Annotated in this window: 18 protein-coding genes and 1 pseudogene; 10 read left to right on the top strand and 9 right to left on the bottom strand. The window is 58.7% G+C overall.

The features are described from left to right. Positions 1 to 4,330, top strand: a 4,330-nt coding sequence (locus BWR59_RS23120) for a SpvB/TcaC N-terminal domain-containing protein (protein ID WP_143490911.1), incomplete at its 5' end; no start/stop codon positions are given. An 80-nt stretch (positions 4,331 to 4,410) separates the two neighbouring features. On the opposite strand, the gene BWR59_RS23115 is transcribed toward BWR59_RS23120, so the two are convergent. Next, complete coding sequence (locus BWR59_RS23115; protein ID WP_081567934.1) at positions 4,411 to 5,934, bottom strand: fumarate hydratase; 1,524 nt, start codon at positions 5,932 to 5,934, stop codon at positions 4,411 to 4,413. Between the two features lie 414 nt (positions 5,935 to 6,348). On the opposite strand from BWR59_RS23115, the gene BWR59_RS23110 reads away from it, so the two are divergent. From BWR59_RS23110 to BWR59_RS23090, 5 genes and pseudogenes are all read left to right on the top strand, one after another. Beyond that, complete coding sequence (locus BWR59_RS23110; protein ID WP_081567969.1) at positions 6,349 to 7,455, top strand: GGDEF domain-containing protein; 1,107 nt, start codon at positions 6,349 to 6,351, stop codon at positions 7,453 to 7,455. Continuing rightward, positions 7,448 to 8,377 (top strand): iron-sulfur-binding ferredoxin reductase, encoded by a 930-nt coding sequence (locus tag BWR59_RS23105; RefSeq protein ID WP_081567933.1) that lies wholly within the window; start codon positions 7,448 to 7,450, stop codon positions 8,375 to 8,377. The genes BWR59_RS23110 and BWR59_RS23105 overlap by 8 nt, the downstream gene beginning before the upstream one ends. Before the next feature lie 211 nt (positions 8,378 to 8,588). Then, positions 8,589 to 9,076, top strand: a pseudogene (locus BWR59_RS23100) (type VI secretion system tube protein Hcp). 11 nt (positions 9,077 to 9,087) lie between these two features. Beyond that, positions 9,088 to 10,062 (top strand): hypothetical protein, encoded by a 975-nt coding sequence (locus BWR59_RS23095; RefSeq protein WP_081567932.1) that lies wholly within the window; start codon positions 9,088 to 9,090, stop codon positions 10,060 to 10,062. Beyond that, positions 10,052 to 10,432, top strand: coding sequence for a hypothetical protein (locus tag BWR59_RS23090; RefSeq protein ID WP_081567931.1), 381 nt, complete (start codon positions 10,052 to 10,054; stop codon positions 10,430 to 10,432). Before BWR59_RS23095 ends, BWR59_RS23090 begins: the two co-directional genes overlap by 11 nt. A gap of 262 nt (positions 10,433 to 10,694) precedes the next feature. On the opposite strand, the gene pyk is transcribed toward BWR59_RS23090, so the two are convergent. After that, the gene (pyk, locus tag BWR59_RS23085; RefSeq protein ID WP_081567930.1) at positions 10,695 to 12,146 is read right to left on the bottom strand and encodes a pyruvate kinase; all 1,452 of its coding nucleotides are present in this window, start codon (positions 12,144 to 12,146) and stop codon (positions 10,695 to 10,697) included. Between the two features lie 178 nt (positions 12,147 to 12,324). Between pyk and BWR59_RS23080 the strand changes: the two genes are divergently transcribed. Both BWR59_RS23080 and BWR59_RS23075 read left to right on the top strand, forming a co-directional pair. Beyond that, a complete protein-coding gene (locus tag BWR59_RS23080; RefSeq protein ID WP_081567929.1) occupies positions 12,325 to 12,699 on the top strand; it encodes a hypothetical protein in 375 nt (124 codons plus the stop codon). Positions 12,700 to 13,014: 315 nt separating this feature from the next. Next, positions 13,015 to 13,374 carry a PilZ domain-containing protein gene (locus BWR59_RS23075; RefSeq protein WP_081567928.1) on the top strand — a complete coding sequence of 120 codons (360 nt, stop codon included), beginning with the start codon at positions 13,015 to 13,017 and terminating at the stop codon, positions 13,372 to 13,374. A gap of 10 nt (positions 13,375 to 13,384) precedes the next feature. Here BWR59_RS23075 and BWR59_RS23070 read toward each other — a convergent pair whose 3' ends face one another. The 6 genes from BWR59_RS23070 to BWR59_RS23045 are packed head-to-tail and all read right to left on the bottom strand — an operon-like array spanning position 13,385 to position 20,314. After that, positions 13,385 to 14,740, bottom strand: coding sequence for a DUF58 domain-containing protein (locus BWR59_RS23070; RefSeq protein WP_081567927.1), 1,356 nt, complete (start codon positions 14,738 to 14,740; stop codon positions 13,385 to 13,387). Then, positions 14,737 to 15,810: a MoxR family ATPase gene (locus BWR59_RS23065; protein WP_081567926.1), complete on the bottom strand. Its 1,074-nt coding sequence runs from the start codon at positions 15,808 to 15,810 to the stop codon at positions 14,737 to 14,739. The genes BWR59_RS23070 and BWR59_RS23065 overlap by 4 nt, the downstream gene beginning before the upstream one ends. After that, a complete protein-coding gene (locus tag BWR59_RS23060; RefSeq protein WP_081567925.1) occupies positions 15,807 to 17,024 on the bottom strand; it encodes a DUF4350 domain-containing protein in 1,218 nt (405 codons plus the stop codon). Before BWR59_RS23060 ends, BWR59_RS23065 begins: the two co-directional genes overlap by 4 nt. Then, entirely contained in the window at positions 17,021 to 18,613 is a 1,593-nt protein-coding gene (locus tag BWR59_RS23055) for a DUF4129 domain-containing protein (RefSeq protein WP_081567924.1), read from the bottom strand. The genes BWR59_RS23060 and BWR59_RS23055 overlap by 4 nt, the downstream gene beginning before the upstream one ends. Continuing rightward, positions 18,600 to 19,580 carry a stage II sporulation protein M gene (locus tag BWR59_RS23050; RefSeq protein WP_081567923.1) on the bottom strand — a complete coding sequence of 327 codons (981 nt, stop codon included), beginning with the start codon at positions 19,578 to 19,580 and terminating at the stop codon, positions 18,600 to 18,602. The genes BWR59_RS23055 and BWR59_RS23050 overlap by 14 nt, the downstream gene beginning before the upstream one ends. Continuing rightward, positions 19,577 to 20,314, bottom strand: a complete 738-nt coding sequence (locus BWR59_RS23045; RefSeq protein ID WP_081567922.1) for an RDD family protein — start codon at positions 20,312 to 20,314, stop codon at positions 19,577 to 19,579. The genes BWR59_RS23050 and BWR59_RS23045 overlap by 4 nt, the downstream gene beginning before the upstream one ends. A 181-nt stretch (positions 20,315 to 20,495) precedes the next feature. On the opposite strand from BWR59_RS23045, the gene sbcB reads away from it, so the two are divergent. Next, the gene (sbcB, locus tag BWR59_RS23040) at positions 20,496 to 21,926 is read left to right on the top strand and encodes an exodeoxyribonuclease I (RefSeq protein ID WP_081567921.1); all 1,431 of its coding nucleotides are present in this window, start codon (positions 20,496 to 20,498) and stop codon (positions 21,924 to 21,926) included. Between the two features lie 102 nt (positions 21,927 to 22,028). On the opposite strand, the gene mvaT is transcribed toward sbcB, so the two are convergent. Further along, positions 22,029 to 22,406 carry a histone-like nucleoid-structuring protein MvaT gene (gene mvaT, locus BWR59_RS23035; protein ID WP_081567920.1) on the bottom strand — a complete coding sequence of 126 codons (378 nt, stop codon included), beginning with the start codon at positions 22,404 to 22,406 and terminating at the stop codon, positions 22,029 to 22,031. Positions 22,407 to 22,766: 360 nt separating this feature from the next. Here mvaT and purU point away from each other — a divergent pair, with 360 nt between their 5' ends. After that, entirely contained in the window at positions 22,767 to 23,618 is an 852-nt protein-coding gene (purU, locus tag BWR59_RS23030; RefSeq protein ID WP_081567919.1) for a formyltetrahydrofolate deformylase, read from the top strand. The last annotated feature ends 11 nt before the right edge of the window (positions 23,619 to 23,629 follow it).

Raw genomic sequence — 23,629 nt, 5'->3', positions numbered from 1 at the left:
GGGGGCGGTTGGGGCGACGGGGGCAGCTTCGCTGAGTATTCCTTTGCCGATCACGACGGGGCGAGGTTACGCGCCGCCGCTGGCGCTCAACTATCAAAGCTCTGTGGGGAACGGGCTGTTTGGCCTGGGGTGGAATCTGAATCTGGGCTGTGTCGCTCGCCGGGCCACAAAGGGCGTACCGCTGTACAACGACGATGACGTGATTCTGGGGCCGGATGGGGGCGTCTGGCTGGCACAAAGGGACGAAAACGGCGCGGTCATCACAGACAATATCCATACCTATAACGGGTTGGCGCTGGATCAGGAATATGAGGTCATTCGTTACTACGCCCGTGTAGAAGGCGCTTTCGATCTGATCGAACATTGGCGAAATGCAGACGACCCGCCTGGTTTCTGGCTGGTACATGGCGCCGATGGAACCCTGGCGTTTTACGGGCGTAACCCTGGCTCGCGCAGCACCGACACGGCGAATTCGAATCGTGTCGCGGAGTGGTTGCTGGATGAGACCATGAACGCTACCGGCGAGCACATTCTCTATGAATACAAGGCTGAGGACCTTCGAGGATTGACTGCTGCGACTGATCCCGGCGACGCCCGGAATTTCATGTCCCAGTGTTATCTGCGGCGGGTGCGTTATGGCAACTTCACGGCGCATCCGCATTTGTACCTTTGGGACCCGAGCCGGCTCGACAAGCTGGAATGGCACTTCGACCTGATTTTTGATTACGGCGAGCGTGGCAATGGTTCCGATTCCGCTGCCAGCCTTACTTATGACGAGGGAGCACAGCCATGGGATGGGCGGGCCGATTTTCATTCCTCGTTCGCCTATGGCTTCGAGCTGGGTAATCTTCGCTTCGTGCACTACGTGCTGATGTTTCACAACTTTCCTGATGAGTTTGCCGAGGATGAGCCGCAACTCGTTGGCGCACTCAAACTGAGCTACAAGGATCTCACGCAAAGTTACAAGGTGCTGGAGTCTGCCCAGAGTCTGGCCTGGATGCCTGATATGCATAGGTATATTCAGCATCGCCCCCCGGTCCTGTTCGGCTACCAGGAGTTCGATGCCATGTCCGGGACCTTCAAGCCATTCGATGCCATGCCTGGACTCAACGACGGCCATCACTATCAGTTTGTCGATCTTTATGGTGAAGGCTTGCCTGGGGTGCTGTATCAGTCTGACAAGGGCTGGATGTATGCAGAGCCTGTTCGCGATGCGCGCGCCGACGAACCGGATGCTCTCAAATTTGGCGATTTCAAGGAGGTTCCCAGTCTGCCGGTTGCCGATCCGCAAACCTCGGTTCGGCAATCACTCGCCGATCTGACGGGCGATGGCAGGCTGGACTGGATTATCGCGCAACCGGGAACGGCCGGTTTTTTTACGCTCAGACCGGATCGGACCTGGTCGAAATTCGCGCCGTTCGCTGCCTTTCCTGCCGAGTTTTTTCATGCACAGGGGCAGATAGCCGATCTGGTGGGCGCCGGGCTTTCCGATCTGGCGATGATCGGTCCGCGCAGTGTGCGTCTATACACCAGTCGGCGTGCCGAGGGCTATTCGTCGGCCATTGAGGTTGCCCATGACGAAGACGACGATCGCCTGCCGCTGCTGAGCGACAGCCAGACAGAGCTGGTGGCGTTCGCTGACATCCTGGGGAGTGGGCAGCAGCATCTGGTACGTATCCGGCACAATGAAATCCGCTTCTGGCCAAACATGGGCCGGGGGCATTTCGGTAAAGGGAAGAAGTTTGCCGACCTCCCGTTTTCATATGAAGAGTTCAAGGCCCAGCGGGTCCGTCTGGCCGATATGGACGGCTCCGGCGCGGTTGATCTGGTGTACCTGGAGCCCGATGGTTTTCGGCTGTTCATGAACAAGTCCGGGCATACGCTCGCTTTACCGAGCAACGTGTCATGGCCGCAAGGGATTCGCTATGACGACACATGTCAGGTCAGCCTGGTCGATCTTCAGGGGCTCGGATGTTCAAGTCTTGTCCTGACGAAGCCCCACATGAAGCCGGCCCACTGGCGCTTCGACTACCCTGCAATCAAGCCTTATCTGCTGAACACGACCAACAACAATATGGGCGCATCCGGCACGGTGACTTATCGCAGCAGCGCCCAGGAATGGCTCGATGAAAAAGCCGAGTTGCTGGCCGCAGGGTCAGTGCCTGAGTCTGGTGTGCCGTTCGCGTTGCATGTCGTGACCAGGCAGACCCAACTCGATGAAGTGACGGGCAACGAACTGACCCAGCTGTTCAAATACCGCGACGGCTATTACGACGGCTACGACCGTGAGTTTCGTGGTTTTGGCCTGGTGTTGCAGCAAGATACCGAGGACGAAGACGGCAGCGAAGACGAAGGGTTCACTGCGCCTGTTCTGAGCAAAACCTGGTACCACACCGGGCGCTATCCATTCAGAGCACCCCGTGGTTTCAACGACAGTGACGCGCAGGCTGTTGTGCTGGGCGACGACCTGTTGACTTCATTCACGAATGGAGACGATGAGGTCACTGCTCAGCCCTCTGAAGGCGAATTGCGAGAGATGGCCAGAACCCTGGCCGGTTCGGTCCTGCGAAGCGAGGTATTCGGCTTCGAAGGCGAATACCCGCGCTCGTGGCCTTACTCGGTGCAGACAACTCGCTATCTGATTCGTCAGCTCGAAGTAATGGGTGAGCATCAACCTTACGCTCGTATGCTGCCATTGGCGTTGGAGGCGGTCAGCTATCAATACGAAGGCCAGCAGGATGACCCGATGTGTGCGCACACAATCAACTTGTGTTGGGATGAATATGGCGTGCTGACTCACGGCGCCAGCGTGAATTACGCGAGGCGCAAAAAGCCTGGCGACGCACCACCGTTCGCGGATGAGTATCAGGCCCGCTGGTGGCAGGCGGCTCATGATGAGGCGCAGCAGCGTTATTACCTGACTGAAACCAGAGAACAGGCGATCCATCTCGCTTCTGCGCAGACCTGGCGGCTGGGTTTGCCGTACTTGAGCCGGGTCAACGTAATGGTGGATGAAGCCTCGGACGTGGCGGCTGAAGACATCAGCTACGAAAGCTTCAGAACCGAGAACGGATGGTTCGCCTCGCTGCCGCGTACCTTGGCAGCGCTCTCGAAGCAACGTTATGTCGAGGTCGTTTCAGACGCATCAGATCCACACAGAAAAATCATGGCTGAGATGAGTGATGGTGAAGCGACGTTTCAGGCGTTGCCCGGCGCGATTGAAACCGCAGAGCTGGATGATCACGCCCTTACGGCATATGAACGGGTGATGTGCGCTCATGAGTTGACCGCCAGACTTACCCAGGCGGGTTATCACCGGATGGCGAGTTTCCTGCCGCAAGAGCCATCGGTGAATCTATGGTCGGTCAAACGCGGCTTCAACACGTACGCGGGCCCCGAGCAGTTCTATCGTGTCGAGGCATTCAGGCCGACAGCGAGTCATGGGCTGAGCACTGTCGACTACGATCCGTACAGCGTGTCGGTGACGGCAGTGACAGCGCCAGACGGCTGCGTCACGCGAGCGATCTTCAATTATTACCTGTTGCAGCCCAGCAGGGTGGTTGACCCCAATCAGAATACTCAGGAAGCGGTATACGACGGATTCGGCGTCGTGAGATTTACCAGTTTTTACGGCACTGAGCTTGGACAGGAGGTGGGATTCGGAGAGTTGGCAGGCCAGCAGGTATTCGACTCGACGCCGGAGGAAGCCATGCACGCCTCTTCCTCGATTAACTACGCCACTGCCCACTATTACGACGCGTTCAGTTGGATGAATGGGAAGAAAGTCCCCGTTCATAGCCTGGACCTGCAATGGGACAGATACCTTGGCGATCGGGAACGTCAGCAGCGAATGATGCTGACCTCGGTGGATGGCTTCGGCCGCGTGCTGCAGACTCGGCAAAAGGTCGAGCCAGGCAAGGCTTATCAAGTCGATGAGGGCGGCAGTCTCATTTGGAGCGGTGGCGAGCTGGTCGAGGTCACTGCGCCGGACCGCTGGCGAGTCAGCGGGCGCGTGGAATACAACAACAAAGGGCTGGCGGTGAGAGTTTATCGGCCGTACTTCACCAACACTCACAGATACGTCGACGACACCTCGGTGCGTCTGCATTGGCATCACGACAAACAGTTCTATGATCCGTTAGGGCGTCCGACGCAAACCTGGACCGCCAAGGGCTGGCTGAAACGCACGACCTACCTGAACTGGTACACCATCGCAGAGGATGAAAACGACACTGCCGAGGAAGTGAATGCCGGGCGCGCGGCTGCCGGGTTGGAACCCCTGGATGACGGCTCGGGAGCCGGGAAGAAAAAACATTGGTATCAACGTTGACGACAAGCCGTTTGCGTTAACCATCCAAGGCATGCAAAAGCCCGGCACGAGGCCGGGCTTTTGCATGCCAGGCGAAACGCTTACTGCACTTCGACCGCCAGGCTCTCACTGATCTTTTTCTGCCAGATGGCGGGACCTGTGATGTGAACCGACTCGCCTTTGCTGTCGACTGCGACAGTGACCGGCATGTCTTTGACTTCGAACTCGTAGATCGCTTCCATGCCCAGTTCAGGGAAGGCCAGGACCTGCGATTTCTTGATTGCCTGAGCGACGAGGTAAGCAGCACCGCCGACGGCCATCAGGTACACGGCCTTGTTGTCCTTGATCGCTTCGATAGCGGTTGGACCGCGCTCGGATTTGCCGATCATGCCCAACAGGCCGGTTTGCTCGAGGATCTGACGGGTGAACTTGTCCATACGGGTAGCGGTGGTCGGACCGGCCGGACCCACCACTTCGTCACCGACCGGATCGACCGGGCCGACGTAATAGATGAAGCGACCTTTCAGATCGACCGGCAGGGTTTCGCCCTTGTTCAGCATCTCGACCATGCGCTTGTGCGCAGCGTCGCGGCCGGTAAGCATCTTGCCGTTGAGCAGAACGGTTTCGCCCGGCTTCCAGCTCTGTACGTCTTCTGGCGTCAGGGTGTCGAGGTTGACGCGGCGAGCCGACGGACCGGCTTCCCAGACGATTTCCGGGTAGGCGTCCAGTGGTGGCGCCTCCAGCGACGCAGGACCCGAACCGTCGAGCACGAAGTGCGCGTGACGGGTGGCGGCGCAGTTGGGGATCATGCACACCGGCAATGAAGCGGCGTGAGTCGGGTAATCCATGATCTTGACGTCGAGCACGGTGGTCAGACCGCCCAGGCCCTGAGCACCGATGCCCAGTTGATTGACCTTCTCGAACAGCTCCAGACGCATTTCTTCCAGACGGTTCGACGGGCCGCGAGCCTTGAGCTCGTGGATGTCGATGGATTCCATCAACACTTCCTTGGCCATGACCGCGGCCTTCTCGGCAGTACCGCCGATGCCGATGCCGAGCATGCCTGGTGGGCACCAGCCCGCGCCCATGGTCGGAACGGTCTTCAGAACCCAGTCGACGATCGAATCGGACGGGTTGAGCATCGCCATCTTCGACTTGTTTTCCGAGCCGCCGCCCTTGGCCGCCACGTCCACTTCCACGGTGTTACCCGGGACGATGGAGTAGTGAATGACTGCCGGGGTGTTGTCTTTGGTGTTCTTGCGAGCGCCTGCCGGGTCGGCGAGGATCGAAGCACGCAGGACGTTTTCCGGCAGGTTGTAGGCGCGACGCACGCCCTCATTGATCATGTCGTCCAGGCCCATGGTCGCGCCATCCCAGCGCACGTCCATGCCCACCCGTACGAACACGGTAACGATGCCGGTGTCCTGGCAGATCGGGCGATGGCCGGTCGCGCACATGCGCGAGTTGATGAGGATCTGAGCCATGGAGTCGCGTGCAGCGGGCGATTCTTCGCGCAGATAGGCCTCGTGCATGGCCTGGATGAAGTCGACGGGGTGGTAATAGGAGATGAACTGCAGTGCGTCGGCGACGCTCTGAATCAGGTCATCCTGCTTGATCACGGTCATGGGGCGCGCTCCTCTGATTTTGGCGGGAACATTCGATTTGCTGTTGACGACAGTACCGCTACGGCACGACGAAGGCATCTTGATCAGACGTCAGGTCGCCGAGGAACACTATCGGCAGGTCGGCTTAAAAAGGCGCGGCAGTATAACCTGTGGTCGGTTCAGGTACAGCCGCTATTGGCTAAACGTTGGTCGAACATCGCCCACATCCGCCGGTCATAGAGACCACAGCCGATGCTACGGCCGTCTGGATTCGTACATTTGATTGGTGATTTTCCAGCCCAGGCACTACAGTGGCAAGCTGCCTGCACCGTTGATCCCCGCGTCGGATTCTTCGCGAATTTCGCACCCGGGACGTCATGCAGGTCATCTTGCCAAGTACGGGACGGACCCTTTTTCCGCATGATGAGTCATCGAGTGACTGACCCTAGCCTGCAGCGGTTATTGCTGAAGCGTTTTGCCCTGGCGGCTGGCACCTACGTGTTGCTGATAGCCCTGCTGTGGGTGGCTTATTGTGCGGGTTACTATCACGCTTCTTTCTTTGCGGTGTGGCTCACCAGTGTCGCCGTTCTCTTCTCTCAGGGCGCGCTGAGCCTGGTGTTTTTCGGCGGGTTCAATTACCGCTTCAAGGACCCGAGCCTTACCGAGTTTCAGGTACTGATGGGTGTCGGTTGGGAAACCTACCTGCTGGCCCATCTGGATTCGGCACGGGGCACTTTTCTGGTGCTCTATGTCCTCGTCCTGCTGTTCGGCCTGTTTCATCTTCCCTCCCGAGTGTTTACGCGCTGTGCGGTTCTCGCCCTGTTGGGGTTCGTGAGCGTCAACCTCTGGGACGCTTACACTGGCCATTTGGCAGACCCGGGGCTGGCTGCGCTGCAGACCTGTGCGCTGTTCATCGTGCTTGGCTGGTTGTGCATGTACGCGGGTTTCGTGCAGAACTCGCGCCAGCGCATGCACCAGCGCCGTATTACCTTGCAGGCGCACCAAGAAACCCTGCGCGGCATGATGTTCCAGCTTGAAGAACTGGCCTCTACCGACGAACTGACCAACCTGTACAATCGCCGGCATTTTCTGCGTCTTGCCACCCGTGAGCTTGAGACCATGGATGGCAACTTCACCGAAGGTCTGGCCCTGATCGACCTCGATCATTTCAAACGGGTCAACGATCTGCTGGGCCATGCGGCGGGCGATCGGGTGTTGCAGGTGTTCGCGGCAACGGCCAGCCAATGCCTGCGCTCGGATGACGTGCTGGCGCGCTATGGAGGGGAAGAGTTCGTGTTGCTGATTCCGCGTTGCACCCGCGCCCAGTTGATCGATTGTTGCGAGCGCGTGCGCGAAGCGTTTGCGCAGGTGGTCATTCCCGAACTGCCGGGGCTGGAGCTGAGTCTGTCGGTCGGCATGACCCTCATCGAGCGCGGCGACGACATGGATCGCGCCTTGCACCGTGCCGATCAGGCGCTCTATCGCGCCAAGCATCACGGACGCAATCGCTGCCATGGCGCCTGGGATCACGTCGATGCCTGAGTTGCGGGCCGGCGACCGACAGTGGCTGGTCGCGCCAGGAATCAATCTGCTCGATGCCCTTAACGGTGCCGGACTGGCTGTCCCCTACAGTTGCCGGGCGGGCAGTTGCCATGCCTGCCTTGTGCGTTGCGTCAGTGGTGAGCCACTGGATGCGCTGCCCGAGGCGCTGGATGCACGCAAGCGCGATTTAGGCTGGCGTCTGTCGTGCCAGTGCCGAGTGGTGGACGATCTGAGCGTGGAGATCTTCGATCCGCTGCGCGACGGTTCTCCCGCCACAGTGGTTGCAAGCGACTGGCTCTGCGCGACGGTGATGCACCTGCGTCTTGAGCCCGAACGTCCGTTGCGATATCGCGCTGGCCAGCATCTGGTGTTGTGGACCGCAAGCGGCGTTGCACGGCCTTATTCGCTGGCGAGCCTGCCCGGCGAAGATCCGTTTCTTGAATTTCACATCGATTGCCGCTACTCCGGTGCTTTCGTGGATGTGGCGCGTACTCTCCAACCGGGTGACCCCATCCGCCTAGGGGAGTTGCGCGGCGGCGCGCTGCACTATGACCCCGACTGGCAGGAGAGACCTTTATGGCTGCTGGCGGCGGGTACCGGGCTCGGGCCGTTGTGGGGTGTATTGCGCGAGGCATTGCGTCAACAGCACCAAGGCGCGATACGGGTGATGCATGTGGCGCGCGAGCATTATCTGACCGCTGAGCTTCAGGCGTTGGCTGCCGAGCATCCGCAGCTGCAGATCGAATTGATCGGTCCCGACGATTTCCAGGCAGCGCTTTCAGGGTTGCGCGTCACGTCCCGCCAGACCATCGCATTGGTGTGCGGATCGCCTGCGAGTGTCGAAGCATATTCAAAGCGCCTTTACATCGCGGGATTACCCCGCAGTCAGCTATTGGCGGATGTTTTTCTGGAGAAGGTTTGATCCCGACTGTCCGCGATCTGAACGTCTGCACAGGTAGGCATGATTATTCAGAAGCGATCGGGTGAATGGTGTATCGGCCATATATCAAAAGATACGTTGTAGGGTGTTTCTGAAATGCCCGAATTATGCATCTTTAAACGCGTTGTTTAGTGAATTTCAACAACTGACTGACCTATCGTCGGCCACTCATTCATGAAGGGAGTGGTCAGCAATGGCATTCGATGCATTCATAAAGATCGAGGGCATCAAAGGCGATGCGCTGGATGAACAGCACAAAGGCTGGATCGAAATCACCGGCTACAGCTTCGGTGCGGATCAAAGCGTTTCCTCAACTGCACGTTCAGCCGGTGGTGCGACGGCGGGCGGTGTTCGTCTTTCGGACTTCACATTCAGCAAGCGGCTGGACAGCGCGAGCGGCAAACTCTTCGAAGCCAATTGCAAAGGTTCACACCTCAAAGAAGTGACGTTGTCGCTTAACCGCGCAGGCGGCGACAAGTTGCGTTACTTTGAAATCAAACTCGAAGAAGTGCTGATTTCAAGTTTTGCCCAAAATGGCGAAAGCGGCGAGCCACTGGAGGTGATTCGCCTCAACTACGGGCGCATCAATACCACCTACACCCACCAATCCCGAGTCGACGGCCAGGCAGCTGGAAACATCTGCGGTGTTGGGACCGTATTGCCTGCAAGCCCTACGCCTGAGGAACGCGCAAATGCCCAAGCCGTATGCGTTCATCAACGATGAGATGCTGACCTACGTCTATCTTCGGGACCATCTTGCGGGGTTGCCTATCGGCGGGCGTGCAAAGTTCGACCAACTTAATGCGCATATTCTCAACGAAGTCATCTTGCCCGGACAAATCGTGATCGTGGGCGACGACGCCACACAGATGTGTACGCCGGAAGAAACAGAACTCATGCGCCTGGCCCAGGACGTTCGCCTGTCGATGATCGGCACCGGCTACGCCAGCAGCAACGTCATGACGCAAAATTTCGACCTGCTGCAAAGCATCATGGCCTACGGCTCGATTGGCGTGGGCAGCAGCACCGCGGCGTGGGCCAGGCACATGCGTGAACTGGAAACCTTGCTCAAAGACACCGAAGCGCTGCACCAACGCTGGAAGTCCGCTGCAATCACCAACGACCAGTTCTTCGCCCAACGCAAGGCCCTGTTCTCCAAAATCGAGAAGGCGTTGGCCGGTATCGGCCGCTTCGGGTCCGGGCTCCGAAATACCGGAAAGATGAAAAAAATGCTGGGCATCTCCAGCAAGAGTTACCTGCACTCCGGTGAAATAGCGGGGTATGCGCGAACGATCAAACACGTTGCCAAAACGGCTAATGCGTTGAGCAAAGGCACCTACGTAGGCATCGCGCTGGACGTCGGCGTCGGGGCGCTGGAGATTCAAGAGGCGTGCTCGGTGGGGAGGGAGGAGGAGTGTCGGAGGGCTAAGTATGTTGAGACTGCTAAGACAGCAGGGGGGATTGGCTTTGCTTGGTTAGGCGGATCAATGGGAAGTGTTGCTGGGCCGGCGATTTGTCTTGGATTGGGAGTCCCTTCTGGGGGAGGCGTCACGTTGGCTTGCGCAATCATTGGCGGGGCGTTGGCCGCATGGGGATTCGGGACGGCAGGATCTATAGCTGGAGATAAGTCGGCTACTTATCTGTATGAGACCGTCTATGGGAAGTAATGCGTTACTTGATCTTGGCATTACGGTGGTGACCGCGTTGTCCCTGATTGATGCACTACTGTTGGTGTGGGTGGCGAAGTTTAAACTCGAACCGCTGGAAGCTTCACTGATTGATTGCAAGCTGATTAGTGACTCTAAAAGACATTGGGGGGCGTCCGGGGCTTTAAGTCGCCAGATGCGGTTGAGCATGGTTTTCAGCGCCATTTTCTTTTGCGGAATGTGGGAGCGCAATGGACTTGTTCGTGGTGATCAAGTCAGGCGGGTCCCCGGTCGGCTGAAATACTGGGTTTATATTCCTTATCTTGCCGGAGCCGTGCTGCTTACAATGACGCTGATCCTACTGCTGGCTTCCGGAGATATAACGATTTGAGTCTGTTGCGGGGAGCAGTTTATTCTCGTGTGGATCATAAGAGGTGCATCGGTTGCCTTCGCAGCTGGAAGTGTTGGGAGCAGCGAAGGTGAAAAAAGATAGTGACAGAGACGAAATCCGTATAGCGAGGGCGTGATCCGGTTGCGAGGCTGAACAGATTGGCGATTATTTCAATGGTGTGCAGAAGGCAGCGGAATTTCCATAACAAAAAAGCCCCGACACTCTCGCAAGTGCCGGGGCTTTTTGTCATCGCCGCTGCGTCTTAGACCAATGGGTCGCCAACGTGCAGGATCTTCATGCCGTTGGTGCCGCCGATGGTGTGGTAGCTGTCACCCTTGGTCAGGATGACCCAGTCACCTTGCTCGACCAGACCGCGCTTGAGCAGCTCGTCCACAGCGGACTGGCTGACCTGGCCTGCCGGCAGCGAGGCGGGGTCGAACGGGACGGTATACACGCCACGGAACATGGCGGCACGCGCCTGGGTAGCACGGTGCGGGGAGAACGCGTAGATCGGCACCGACGAACGGATGCGCGACATGATCAGCGGGGTGTAGCCGCTTTCGGTCAACGCGATGATCGCTTTCACGCCAGGGAAGTGGTTGGCGGTGTACATGGCGGCCAGCGCGATGCTTTCGTCGCAACGGGTGAACGAGTGACCGATGCGGTGGCTGGAAGTCTTGCCGGTCGGGTGGCGTTCGGCACCGACGCAGATACGCGCCATGGCCTCAACGGCTTCGACAGGGTAGGCCCCGGCGGCACTCTCAGCAGACAACATCACGGCATCGGTGTAGTCGAGCACGGCGTTTGCCACGTCGGACACTTCGGCGCGGGTCGGCATCGGGCTTGAAATCATCGATTCCATCATCTGCGTAGCCACGATCACCGCTTTGTTATGGCGGCGTGAGTGCAGGATGATTTTCTTCTGAATGCCGACCAGCTCAGCGTCGCCGATTTCCACGCCCAGGTCGCCACGGGCAACCATGACCGCGTCACTGGCGCGGATCAACGCGTCGAGGGTCTCATCATCGGCCACTGCTTCGGCGCGTTCGATCTTCGCCACCAGCCAGGCGGTGCCGCCGGATTCGTCGCGCAGCTTGCGGGCGTATTCCATGTCGGCAGCGTCACGCGGGAAGGAAACGGCCAGGTAGTCCAGGTCCATTTCAGCGGCGAGCTTGATGTCTTGCTTGTCTTTTTCGGTCAGCGCCGGCGCGGTCAGGCCACCACCGCGACGGTTGATGCCTTTGTGATCGGACAGCGGGCCGCCGATGGTCACGGTGCAGTGCAGGGCGTCAGCGGTCTGCGTGTCGACGCGCATGACCACTCGTCCGTCGTCGAGCAGCAGTTCGTCGCCTACACCGCAATCCTTGACCAGATCGGGATAGTCGATGCCGACGATTTCCTGGGTGCCTTCGGTCAGAGGATGGCTGGTGGAGAAGGTGAATTTGTCACCGACTTTGAGCTCGATCTTCTTGTTGGCGAACTTGGCGATGCGGATTTTCGGGCCTTGCAGGTCACCCAGCAACGCAACGAAGCGGCCGTTCTTGGCGGCGATGTCGCGGATCAGCTTCGCGCGAGCCTTGTGCTCGTCGGGCGTGCCGTGGGAAAAGTTCAGGCGGGCAACGTCCAGGCCGGCAAGAATCAGCTTCTCGATGACTTCTGGCGAATTACTTGCAGGGCCAAGTGTGGCTACGATTTTGGTGCGGCGAACGGACATGCACAAACTCCTTAAATGAAGCGCAGCGAGAGGCTACTACTGTATTGGCCTGTAGTCATTGTTCCTTTGCACTACCTGGGTGGCATTTGACTGGGCAACGGGCAGACCGGCGGCACCCAAATCGGCCTTGAAGAATTCCTGCGGTGCGCCGATACAATGCAGAGCACAGGAGACTCTCATGCGAATCGTGATGATATTAGTGGCGCTGGCTGCCTTGAGCGGTTGCACCCGTTGGGCAATGAACAGCCATCTGAATAACGCCAACCGCGCGTACGCCCAAGGCGATTGCGATGCGGTGATGTACAACCTGTCGAAGGTGGACCGCGAAAGCCGTTCCCGTCGCTATGTACAGCCGGAAGTGTCGATGTTGCGCGGGCAGTGCCTGGAACGCCAGAAATTGTACGTGGATGCTGTGCAGACGTACCAGTTCATCATCAACCAGTACCCGTCCAGCGAGTACGCATATCGTGCTCAGGCGCGTCTGGATACCCTGCATCAGCTGGGGCATGACAATCTGGCACCGCCGGCCGTCACTAGACCTGCTTCACTTTAGTTACACCCGAACGGATGGTCGGTCTCTTTTTTGGGTGGATCTTGCGTCAGCTTGAGCTAGGCTGAAATTACATAGGGACCTAAGATTTCATCACAGGAGTGGCGAAGGACGATCTGGTTATTGAAATGCGGCGGTTATCGCCAAATCGAATAATCGGATCGGTGACTTCGGTTACGGCTGGTGAGTCAGATGACGTCCCTGTTGTAATGAACAGGTGGATTCGATTGTGTACGTCGTCTGAGCAGTTCCGCGTTCGACCGAATCTCAATGCACTAGCGCGACCATGCTCAATGGTCATCCCGGGGCGAGTGTCCAATGCTCAACGAAAGACGAATCGAGCGTCACCAGTTACCGTATTACCTGCAGGTGTTCAATCGATACACCGACAAACCGCTGGGGTGTCTGGGTAATGTTTCGGAACAGGGCATGATGCTGATCAGCGACTTGCCGATTCTCGTCGGGGCCGACTTTCAACTGCGCTTGAAAGTCCCGGATGGGAAAAACGGGGTCTATAACATCGACATCAATGCCAGCTGCCTGTGGTGCCAGGAAGATGAAACGCCGGGTGTTTTCGACTCGGGTTTCAAGCTTCAGGCAGCGCCGCCCGAGTACTACCACCTGATTCAGGCGTTGCAGCGCTACTTCAGCTTCTATCCTTTGGAAGCCTCGGCGTGAAACGGCACCCTTATAAGGTGCCGGCTTTCTTCCAGCCAAGATAGCGAGTGACCAACTGCGGCCCCAGTTCGCCGGGGCGCACGTCCAGTACAGGAATGCCATGGGCGCTCAACCGCTCATGCAGCCCCGCCCGCGCATTCAGGAAGTCCACCGTCCCGCAGTAGTCCAGCGCCTGTTGCCATGTCTGCACAGGGGAGTCGCGTTGCTGATCCAGAATTTCTTCGCGCAGGCTGGCAACCAGTACCCGATGATGACGGCTCAGTTGTTTGGCCGCGCTCAGTAACTCCTCGTCGTCCTCGTCACGCAGGTTGGTGACCAGCACTACCAGCGCGCGACGTTTCTGTCTGGCGAGCAGGTGTCGAATGGCGCCGCTGTAGTCGGCGGGTTGCTGCGTGGTCTCGAGGTCAAAGACGTGGTTGAGCAGCAGGTTCAACTGAGCCGCGCCCTTGACCGGCGACAGGTGACGGTTCTGTTCGGCGGCGAAGGTCGACACCCCCACCGCGTCGCCTTGGCGCAAGGCAACGTAGCCGAGCAAGAGGCAGGCATTGAGCGCGTGATCGAAGTGGGTCAGTTCGCCGTCCTGACTGCGCATTCGCCTGCCGCAATCGAGCAGAAAGACAATCTGTTGATCCCGTTCATCCTGGTACTCCCTGGCGATCGGGATACGTTGTCGGGCGGTGGCTTTCCAGTCGATCTGACGCAGACTGTCGCCTTCGCGAAACTCGCGCAGTTGATTGAATTCCAGGCCCAGTCCCCTGCGTTGACGCTGACGCACACCGATCTGACTGAGCCAGTTATCCACCGCCAACAACTGACCATTGTGCAGACGGGCGAAGTCCGGATAGACCCGTGCCGAGTTGAGTGCCGGGAGGTAACGACGGGAAAGCCACAACCGCAACGGGCTGCGAAGCTGGATTTCAATGCGTTCGAACGTGAAATGCCCACGGCTGGTGGGGCGCAGTCGATAGCTCAACTGCGCCTTGCGCTGCTTGCGCATCAGCATTTCCTGCGGCAGGTTTTCCATCTCGAAATGATTACCGGGGCCTTCGGGGCCATGATCGAACAGGCTCAGGGGGACTGAGCGCAGCCAGTCATGTTGAATTTCGATCCGTACTTCGCTCCAGCGTCCCAACGCCAGACTGCCGGGCAGGTGACGCTGCACACGCGGTGAGGGCAGGCGCCACAGCCAGAATCCGTCCAGTGCAGCCAGTACGCCGATGACGCACAGCAGCGCCCAGAACACGTCATCGAGCCTGGCCGTCGGGCCACGTCCCAGTGATTGCAAAAGACCGAGCAGCACGGCGAAGCCGGCCAGACCTACCAGCCACCAGAGCAGTCGGGTCGACGGCTTGAGCAGTTGCTTCATTGACGAGGCGCCGGAACCTGATCGAGCAATTGCTTGAGTACCTGATCCACCGACATACCTTCGATATCCAGTTCGGGCGACAGTCTGACCCGATGCCTCAGGACCGCCAGTGCGCAGCCTTTGATGTCGTCGGGAACCACGAATTCGCCTCCCCGCAGCAGGGCTCTGGCGCGTCCGCCACGCACCAGCGCGATCGATGCACGTGGGCCCGCGCCGAGGGTCAGGCCGGGCCATGTGCGGGTGGCGCGGGCCAGGCGTACGGCATAGTCGAGCACCTGTTCATCCACCGGCAGATCGCTGGCGATGCGTTGCAGCGCCTGGACGTCCCTGGCTTGCATCAGCGTGCGCAATGGCCGCACGTCGAGCATGTCGGAGCGCGATGACCGAGTCACCTGACGCACCATGTCCAGTTCCTGTTCGGCCTGGGGATAATCCATGCGCAACTTGAGCATGAAGCGGTCGAGCTCGGCCTCCGGCAGCGGATAAGTCCCTTCCTGTTCGATGGGGTTCTGTGTCGCCAGAACCATGAACGGTTGCGGGACCGGCAGGGCGCGGCCTTCAAGGGTCACCTGACGCTCCTGCATGGCTTCGAGCAGCGCGGCCTGGGTTTTCGCCGGGGCACGATTGATCTCGTCCGCTAGCAGAATGTTGGTGAACAGCGGGCCCTTGCGCAGCTTGAACTGCTCGGTCTGCATGTCGTAGACGGCATGCCCGGTGACGTCGCTGGGCATCAGGTCCGGGGTGAACTGGATGCGCGCGAACTCCCCACCGAAACAGCGCGCCAAGGCTCGGACCAGCAATGTCTTGCCAAGGCCGGGGACGCCTTCAATCAGGACATGGCCGCCGCCGATCAGGGCTGTAAGCACGTCGTCGATCACCGCGTTCTGCCCGATCACGGCTTTCTGCAATTCGAGGCGCACGGCCTGGGCCAGATGGATGGCGCGCTGACGCTGCTGCGCCGGACTGCTGGTCGGCGTGGGCTGGCTGTCCTTGTGCTCGGCGGCAGATTGCTCCGTGTGTTCTGCAGGGCTCGCTACGCTGCTCGACTGTTCGGTCGGGTGATCGCTCATAAGGCATTCCTGAGTGTTTGCAGGTAGGCAACCTGGCGGGTGAATTCGGTGCTGGACAGGCGTTCTTCAAGGCGTGGACGCAGTGCCTGGCCGACGTCGCTGGTCGGTTGTCGGGTCATGCGTCCCAGCATCTGCCACTGCTCGGTGACTGGCAACGTTTCAAAGCCGGGATGTCGCTGGCGGGCGCGGCGCACGATGTCTTGCTGCAGCGCGCGCAGTAAAGCGTGCTGGCCTTTGCGCCGCAGCAGGAAGTCGGCGTTGGCGCGCAAGTGCTCGCTCAACTGTCGCCGGGCCCGCGAAGGTACTGGATGCATTGGCCCCTGGCGGGTGCCAGCGTGCCAAAGGCCGGCCCCCAGGCATAGCGCCAGAGCCAGTAATGCTTGCGGGAAATATTTCCAGAGCAACGCAAACAGATCGTCGTGATCGGTTCGCAGCAGCATTGTTACGGCGCTGTCCTGGCTCAGGTACCACAGCAGCCAGGCGTTGTCGTATTTGCCGATGGTGCGGGTTTTCCACAGGTCGGCATCGGTAAGGATGGTGATCAGGCCATTGCCGTAAACCATCTGCAGCAGATGCGTGGCATCGGCGCTGTTGGCCCACGACTGAGCATGATCCTGAGGATCGTCCAGGTGAAACGCGGGATCGAAACTCATGTAGGCAGGGTCGTTTTCGTTTTGTACGTAGAGTCTGGTCAGCTCCGGCCAGGGCGTTTTCGGTGCTTCGATGTCTGGCGTACTCAAGGGAATGACTGGCTTGATCTGTTCACGCTCACGCCGTCGGTCCTGTTCGCGCAGGTCGCGGGTAAGGAATTGATGGATCTGCAACTGATCGAGCAACAGATCGCCGCTACGGCCTTTCTTTTCGTCCCAGAGCTGCTCGGCGACGAACACCAGGCGCCCACCGGCACGGACCCAGCTCAGCAGGCGTGTGACTTGGGCCGGCGTCATTTTTTCCCGGGTATCCAGAAGCATCAGAGTCTGCGCCTGCTGGCTACTCTCGGGCAGGTTGTTGAGCGCCTGAATGGCCTTGACCGAAATGCCGCGCTGGCGAAGGAAGGTTTGCGCCGCCAGATACGCATTGGCCCGTACTTCGGGGGAAGGGCCTTGATCGACCACTTCCTGATAATGCTCCAGGCGTTTGATCAGCGGCATGCTGGCGACGACCAGGCCGACCAGCACCACTGCGGCGGTCAATACCCACAGGCGTCGGCTCATGAGTCAGCCTGCGAGGCGAACAGTCTTCGCCAGTCTTCGCACAGCGCGATTTGCACGTCGGTGGCAGGAATTTGATGACCGTAGGCCAGGTTCTGCCAGTGGCGGGTAAGTTCATGGCTGAAGGTGTGCAGAGGCGGTTGATTCAGGCCTGCGATGCGTTCCAGCACCTGGCCTTCGGTGTCTGCGCTTTTTAGCGGCAGGTGATAGTCGGTGAGCAAGCGACTGAGCAGCGCGCGGTACAGCAGGCTCAAGGCTTCCCGGGGCGAGTGGGACCAGAGTTTTTCTGCCGCGCTGGCGATGTCATCAGGCAGGCTTTCGGCACTCACTTGCAGGCCAAATAACTGTTGGGGCGTTTCACGTCTGCTCTTGGGCTTGCGTTCGGGGCCATTGACAAAGGTGGTGAACCAGGCCCGATAGCGCCAGATGACCCAAGCAGCCACCAGCGTGATCGACGTCCACAATAATGCCTCGAATACAGTCGACAGGGTCTTCCCGACGTTGAGCAAACCGACAATCAGCTTCGTCAGCCAATTGGGCGTCTCGCTGGTTTTCGCGCCGTGTTTCTGCTCGGAAAGGCGCCAGCCCGATACGGACTTGGGGTTCTTGAAGGGCGGAGTATCCAGTACGCCTTTGATGGCTGCTCGCGAATCCTGACTGTTCAGTGGCTGATTCAGCAGGCGAGGGGCAGAGGGGCTGGCGAGCTGCTCGTCGGCCAACGGTGAATCCAGCGGGGGGAGAGGGCAGCTGTAGGTGGATTCGCCGGCCCTTGCAGCAGCCATCGCTTCAGATGGCAGACCACTGAAGGCAATCACCAGGCCGATCATCAAAGCGTAAGCGCTGCCCATCACCCGCTGATGTAAACGGCGGAAGGCCAGCTCTATATCCCAGGCTTCGAGAGTGGTACGGCGATTGAGGTACAGCGTAAAACCGCACGACACGTAAATCGGCCCCCACAAAACTAGCACCAATGCATAAAAGGCGTTGGTGAGATGCTCCAGCCAGTTCCAGTTGCCCTCGATGTCCAGCAGGCTGCGCCAGGACCAGTCGAGTTCGATCTGCTGTGGAATCAGCGCATAGAACAGCAGCATCGCGCCGACCCAAAGGCACATCTCCAGCGTGCTGCCCATGGACGTCAGGAGGCGCACGACCCGCAGGTTTTTCTCGCCCAGAAGGGCGATCCTTTGCGCGCGGGGCAGGCCGTCGAGACCCTCCAGCTGCTGAATCGGAAGATTGAAACTGCGGCTCAGGCTGAAGCGGCGCCAGGTCAGGCTGGCGATCAGTTGGGACTTGAGCGTACGCGGCCAAGCCTTGAGCGCTGCCGTGAGTGTAGGTGTCGCGCCGAACAGGGCCTGGGAGAGAATCAACAACGGCAGGCGTTCAAACGCAGGCTTCAGCCACCAGAACAGCAGTACGGCCAGGGTGGGGTAGTCCCAGAGCACCAGGCTGAGGAGTGCGAAGACCGGCAATGTGACGATTGCCCAACTGGTCATCAGCAGGCGCCGGTGTTGGCGCGCGAGCAGGACACCCAGATCAATGGCTTCCCATGGGTTGCGTGGGCGAATGACGACGCAGGCCTCAGTCAGGCGCATGAGCGGATCGTCCGGCAAATATCAGATAGGCCGCGACCAGTGCCCATAGCACGGCCCCAACCAGATATTTAGTGTTCGCGTGCGGCCATGTCATCGATGACCAGTAAGCCTCTATAAAGGCTGCTATCAGAAGGAACAGCATGACGCCGCCGATCAGGCGCACGCTGGTTTGCGCGGCCACTCGCAATGCTTCGCCGCGCGGCATCGGGCCGGGAGCCAACAGCGCCCAGCCAAGTTTCAATCCGGCGGCGCCTGCCAATGCAATGGCGGTCAGTTCGAAAGCGCCATGCCCGACCACGAAGGGCCAGAAAGTTTCGCCGAAACCGACATCCGTGAGGTGACCGGCTACGGCGCCGATCATCAAACCGTTGAAGAACAGGAAGAACAGACTGCCGAGACCGAACAGCAAACCGCCGGCGAAGGTCTGAAAGGCAATGCCGATGTTGTGCATGATGTAATAGCCGAACATCAGCCAGTCAGTGCTCGATGCCCGTTCCGCTGCCTGCCCGATGCGGGGCGCGGCGGGATCGTACATCGACTCCATTTCGCCAACCTGGGCAGGGCTGACCACGCTGTAGATCAGATCAGGATAGCCATAGACCAGAAGCCCCATGACAATCAGGCTGCCGAAGAACAGCAGGCTCGCCAGTGCCATCAGTCGCCACTCGGCACGCACCAGACGCGGAAAGTCGGCGAGCACGAAGTTAAGTAGTTGAGCGGCGAACTGGCTGCGATGGCGGTAGAGCTGTTGATGACCACGCATCGCCAGTTGCTGCAGCGGCTCGACAACGTGGCTGCTGTAGCCACGCTGTTGTGCCAGCGCCAGGTGCTGGCAGATTTGTCGGTATTGTTCAGTGAAACCGTCGCCAGCGTCATTTTTGCCCCGGCTGCGTTCAAGTGCATCAAGACGTTCGCCAAAGTGCAGCCATGTGTCTTGATGGCGTTGTTCGAACTGGCGCTGTTTCATATCGACCCTGCCAAGCCGCGGGCGATGCCGTTCAGTTGGTCAACTGCATGTTGAGGGGCCGTGTGTGCGGGAAGCTGCAGCGGGGCGATGAGGATCGTTGCCAGCTCCTGAGCGCGTGCCGGAGAAATGGTCTGCTGACGCTCGGCGAATGCCAGCACCGCGCGTTGTTCTTCAAGTGTCAGTACCAACGGGGCAACCACCGGCTGCGCCTCTGGCAGAACCGGCCGCTCTGTTAACGAGTCACGGTAGATCACCAGCGTCCCTGCGGCGAGGTCACCCAAGCGCTTGAACATGGGATGTTGCAGACAGGTAAAAGCGCCGACGCTGTAGCCGAAAGGCAGCATATCGATAAAGCGCAACAGATTACGCAGCAGCGATGCGGACCAACCGACTGGCGTGCCGTCGTCATGTACCACGCGCAGCCCCATGATTTGTTTACCCGGCGAGCGCCCCTGGTTCAACACCTCGAACAACACCATGTACCACCAGTTGATCAGGAACAGCGCCAGTAGAAACAGACCTGTGCCGAACTCACCCAGCGCCTGAAACATATACAACAACCCCACCAGCAATGCGCCGCGGATCAATAGGTCAATGGAAAACGCCAGTGAGCGCGACAACAGCCCTGCCGGGCGCAGCAGCAGATCGATACCTTCAGGGGTTTCCATGCGGATGCGGGTGTCCAGCGGGGCAGGCTGCGCAGCGATCCTTGGCCAAGCTTGCGAGGAGGACATTGTCGGGAGGTGGGCGCCTGAGATTAAAGCTTGATGCTAGCCACGGTAGGAGAGCTAAGCAACCGCAGGTTACGGAAACAATTTGTGGGAAACGTCTCTATCGTCACAGCCGCGTCAGGCCGAGCCGGGCAGGGCGACTTCATCTGTTAAACTTTGCCGGTCTTCTGCTCAGGATCAGCCCGTGACTTCCAGCATTTTCTGGTACGACTACGAAACCACCGGGATCAATCCGCGTAACGATCGCCCTCTTCAAGTGGCAGGCATCCGTACCGACGATCAGCTCAACGAAATCGCCGAGCCGGTCAATCTGTACTGCCAGCCCAGCGACGACATCCTGCCGCATCCGGCAGCCTGTCTGGTAACGGGCATCACGCCAGCACGTCTGGCGGAAAAAGGGCTGTGCGAAGCGGATTTCATGACCCGCGTGCATGCCGAACTCGCGAAGCCAGGGACGTGCGGCGCGGGTTACAACACGTTGCGTTTCGATGACGAGATGACTCGCTACAGCCTTTATCGCAACTTTTTCGATCCTTACGGACGAGAATGGCAGGGCGGTAACAGTCGCTGGGATCTGATCGATGTCGTGCGAACGGCCTATGCCCTGCGCCCCGAAGGTATCGTCTGGCCGGAAGAGGACGGGCGGGTCACACTCAAGCTTGAGCGCCTGACGGCTGCCAACGGCATTGATCACGGGCAGGCGCATGATGCGCTTTCCGATGTACGAGCAACTATTGCACTGGCGCGGCGGGTTCGTGATAAACAACCCAAGCTCTATGACTATCTTTTCCAATTACGCAGCAAGCACAAGGTGCAGGAGCAAATTCGCCTTCTGCAGCCACTGGTGCATATATCCGGGCGCTTTTCCGCAGCGCGAAGTTATTTGAGCGTCGTGCTGCCGCTGGCTTGGCACCCGACCAATCGCAATGCGCTGATTGTCTGCGATCTTTTTCATGACCACAGTCCGCTCCTGGACGAAGACGGCGAGACCTTGCGTCAGCGTTTATATACCCGCCGAGAGGATCTGGCGCGGGGGCAGTTACCGGTTCCGCTCAAATTGCTCCATATAAACAAATGCCCGGTAGTCGCGCCGTTGAGCGTGCTGCGCGAGGAAGATCGTCAACGACTACTGTTGGATATGGACGTCTACAAAGAACGCGTGATGCGGCTCAATGAAGGGCAGGCGATCTGGCAGGACAAGTTGAAAAAGGTTTATGCGAGCGATGAATTCGCTGTCAGCGAAGACCCCGAACAACAGTTATATGATGGTTTTATTAACGACCGTGACCGCCGTCTTTGCGAGCAGGTTCGTATTGCCGACCCCCAGCAATTGGGCAGCGAAGCGTGGCCTTTTGATGATCCGCGTCTTCCCGAGTTATTGTTTCGCTATCGCGCGCGTAACTTTGCAGAAACCCTCAGCGCCGAGGATCGCCAGCGCTGGTTGAGTTTCTGCCAGTGGCGTCTGACAGACCCGCAGGCCGGGGCGCCAAACACGCTTAAAGGCTTTACCAAGGCGTTGATAGAACACTCGTTGAAGGCCACGCCTGACCAGCTCAAGGTGCTGAGCCAGTGGCAGGACTACTCACTGCAATTGCAGCAGAGACTGGGGCTCTAGTACTGGCCGGAAGGAAACTCAGGCAATAAAAAACGCCAGCGTACGCTGGCGTTTTTTGTAGTCGCACATCACTGTACAACGGCTGCCGCAGCACGTGAGCTATTAGCCCAGCAGAGTTGCCCAGCTTTCTACCTCGTCGCCGCCCCACTTGGCTTTCCACTCTTTCAGAGTCTTGTGGTTGCCACCTTTGGTTTCGATGATTTCACCGTTGTGGGGGTTCTTGTATTGCTTGACCTTGCGTGCGCGTTTGGTGCCGGTAGTTTTTACCGCTGCGCCACGAGGGGCCTTTGTTTTGGATTCTGGATCCAGCAGCGCGATGATGTCGCGCAGGGATTTTTGATATTCGCCCATCAGGGCGCGCAGTTTGCCTTCGAACTCAAGTTCAGTTTGCAGTTTGCCGTCTTGTTGCAGGTTTTGCAGGCGAGCTTGCAGTTCTTTGATGGCTTCTTCTGTTGCGCGGTATTCGTTGATCAGGGACATGGGGGCTACCTATGTTGTGATGGGCACGGTGTAATGACGCAATAATAGTCAGAGTATTTGCGCAAGTAAACATTTAAGAAAAGTTTTGTCGGTAGCATTTTGAAATAGCTCACTCAGATGTGCCAGCGATGAAACAAATGTTGTGCGAGTGCCTTGCACAAGTCCGCCTCTATTTAGTGCAGTAAACCAAGCCTTGTTCCACAAGGGCTGGCGGGGCTTGAGAACAGCGAGCCATTACCTCTGATCGGCCGCGGAATCAGGGCAGATGAGATCCGATGAAATCAACACCATCGGAATACTGCACAGTCGGCGGGTAATCGCTAGAATGGCGGCCTTTGCGAAGTTCTGGAGTTTCCCCCCATGCGCACTTTTCGTCTGGTGATTGCCTGCCCGGACCGTGTCGGCATCGTTGCCAAAGTCAGTAACTTTCTGGCGTCGTACAACGGCTGGATCACCGAAGCGAGTCATCACTCTGACAATCTCAGCGGCTGGTTTTTCATGCGTCATGAAATCCGTGCCGATACCCTGCCATTCGACCTCGACGGTTTCCGCGAGGCTTTTACGCCGATCGCCGAAGAGTTTTCGATGGACTGGCGCATCACTGATTCGGATCAGAAGAAGCGCGTCGTGCTGATGGCCAGCCGCGAGTCACACTGCCTGGCAGACTTGCTTCATCGCTGGCACAGCGACGAGCTGGACTGCGAAATCGCCTGTGTGATTTCCAATCATCAGGACCTGCGCAGCATGGTCGAGTGGCACAACATTCCCTATTACCATGTTCCGGTCGACCCGAAAGACAAAGAGCCAGCCTTCGCTGAAGTCTCCCGTCTGGTCAAACAGCATGAAGCGGATGTGGTCGTTCTTGCGCGTTACATGCAAATTCTGCCGCCACAGCTGTGCCGTGAGTACGCGCACCAGGTCATCAACATTCACCACAGCTTCCTGCCATCGTTCGTTGGCGCCAAGCCTTACCACCAGGCGTCGCTGCGCGGCGTGAAGCTGATTGGTGCGACCTGCCATTACGTAACCGAAGAGCTGGACGCCGGTCCGATCATCGAGCAGGACGTGGTGCGTGTCAGTCACCGCGACAGCATCGAAAACATGGTGCGTTTCGGCCGTGACGTCGAGAAGATGGTGCTGGCCCGCGGTCTGCGCGCGCATCTGGAAGATCGCGTTCTGGTGCATGACAACAAGACAGTGGTGTTTGACTAAACTTACCTGTG

The organism is Pseudomonas sp. Bc-h (assembly GCF_002080045.1).
In the GTDB taxonomy this organism is placed as follows: Bacteria; Pseudomonadota; Gammaproteobacteria; order Pseudomonadales; family Pseudomonadaceae; genus Aquipseudomonas.
Note: the sequence above shows the minus strand (reverse complement) of the source record. Positions and strands in the feature narration are given on the sequence as shown.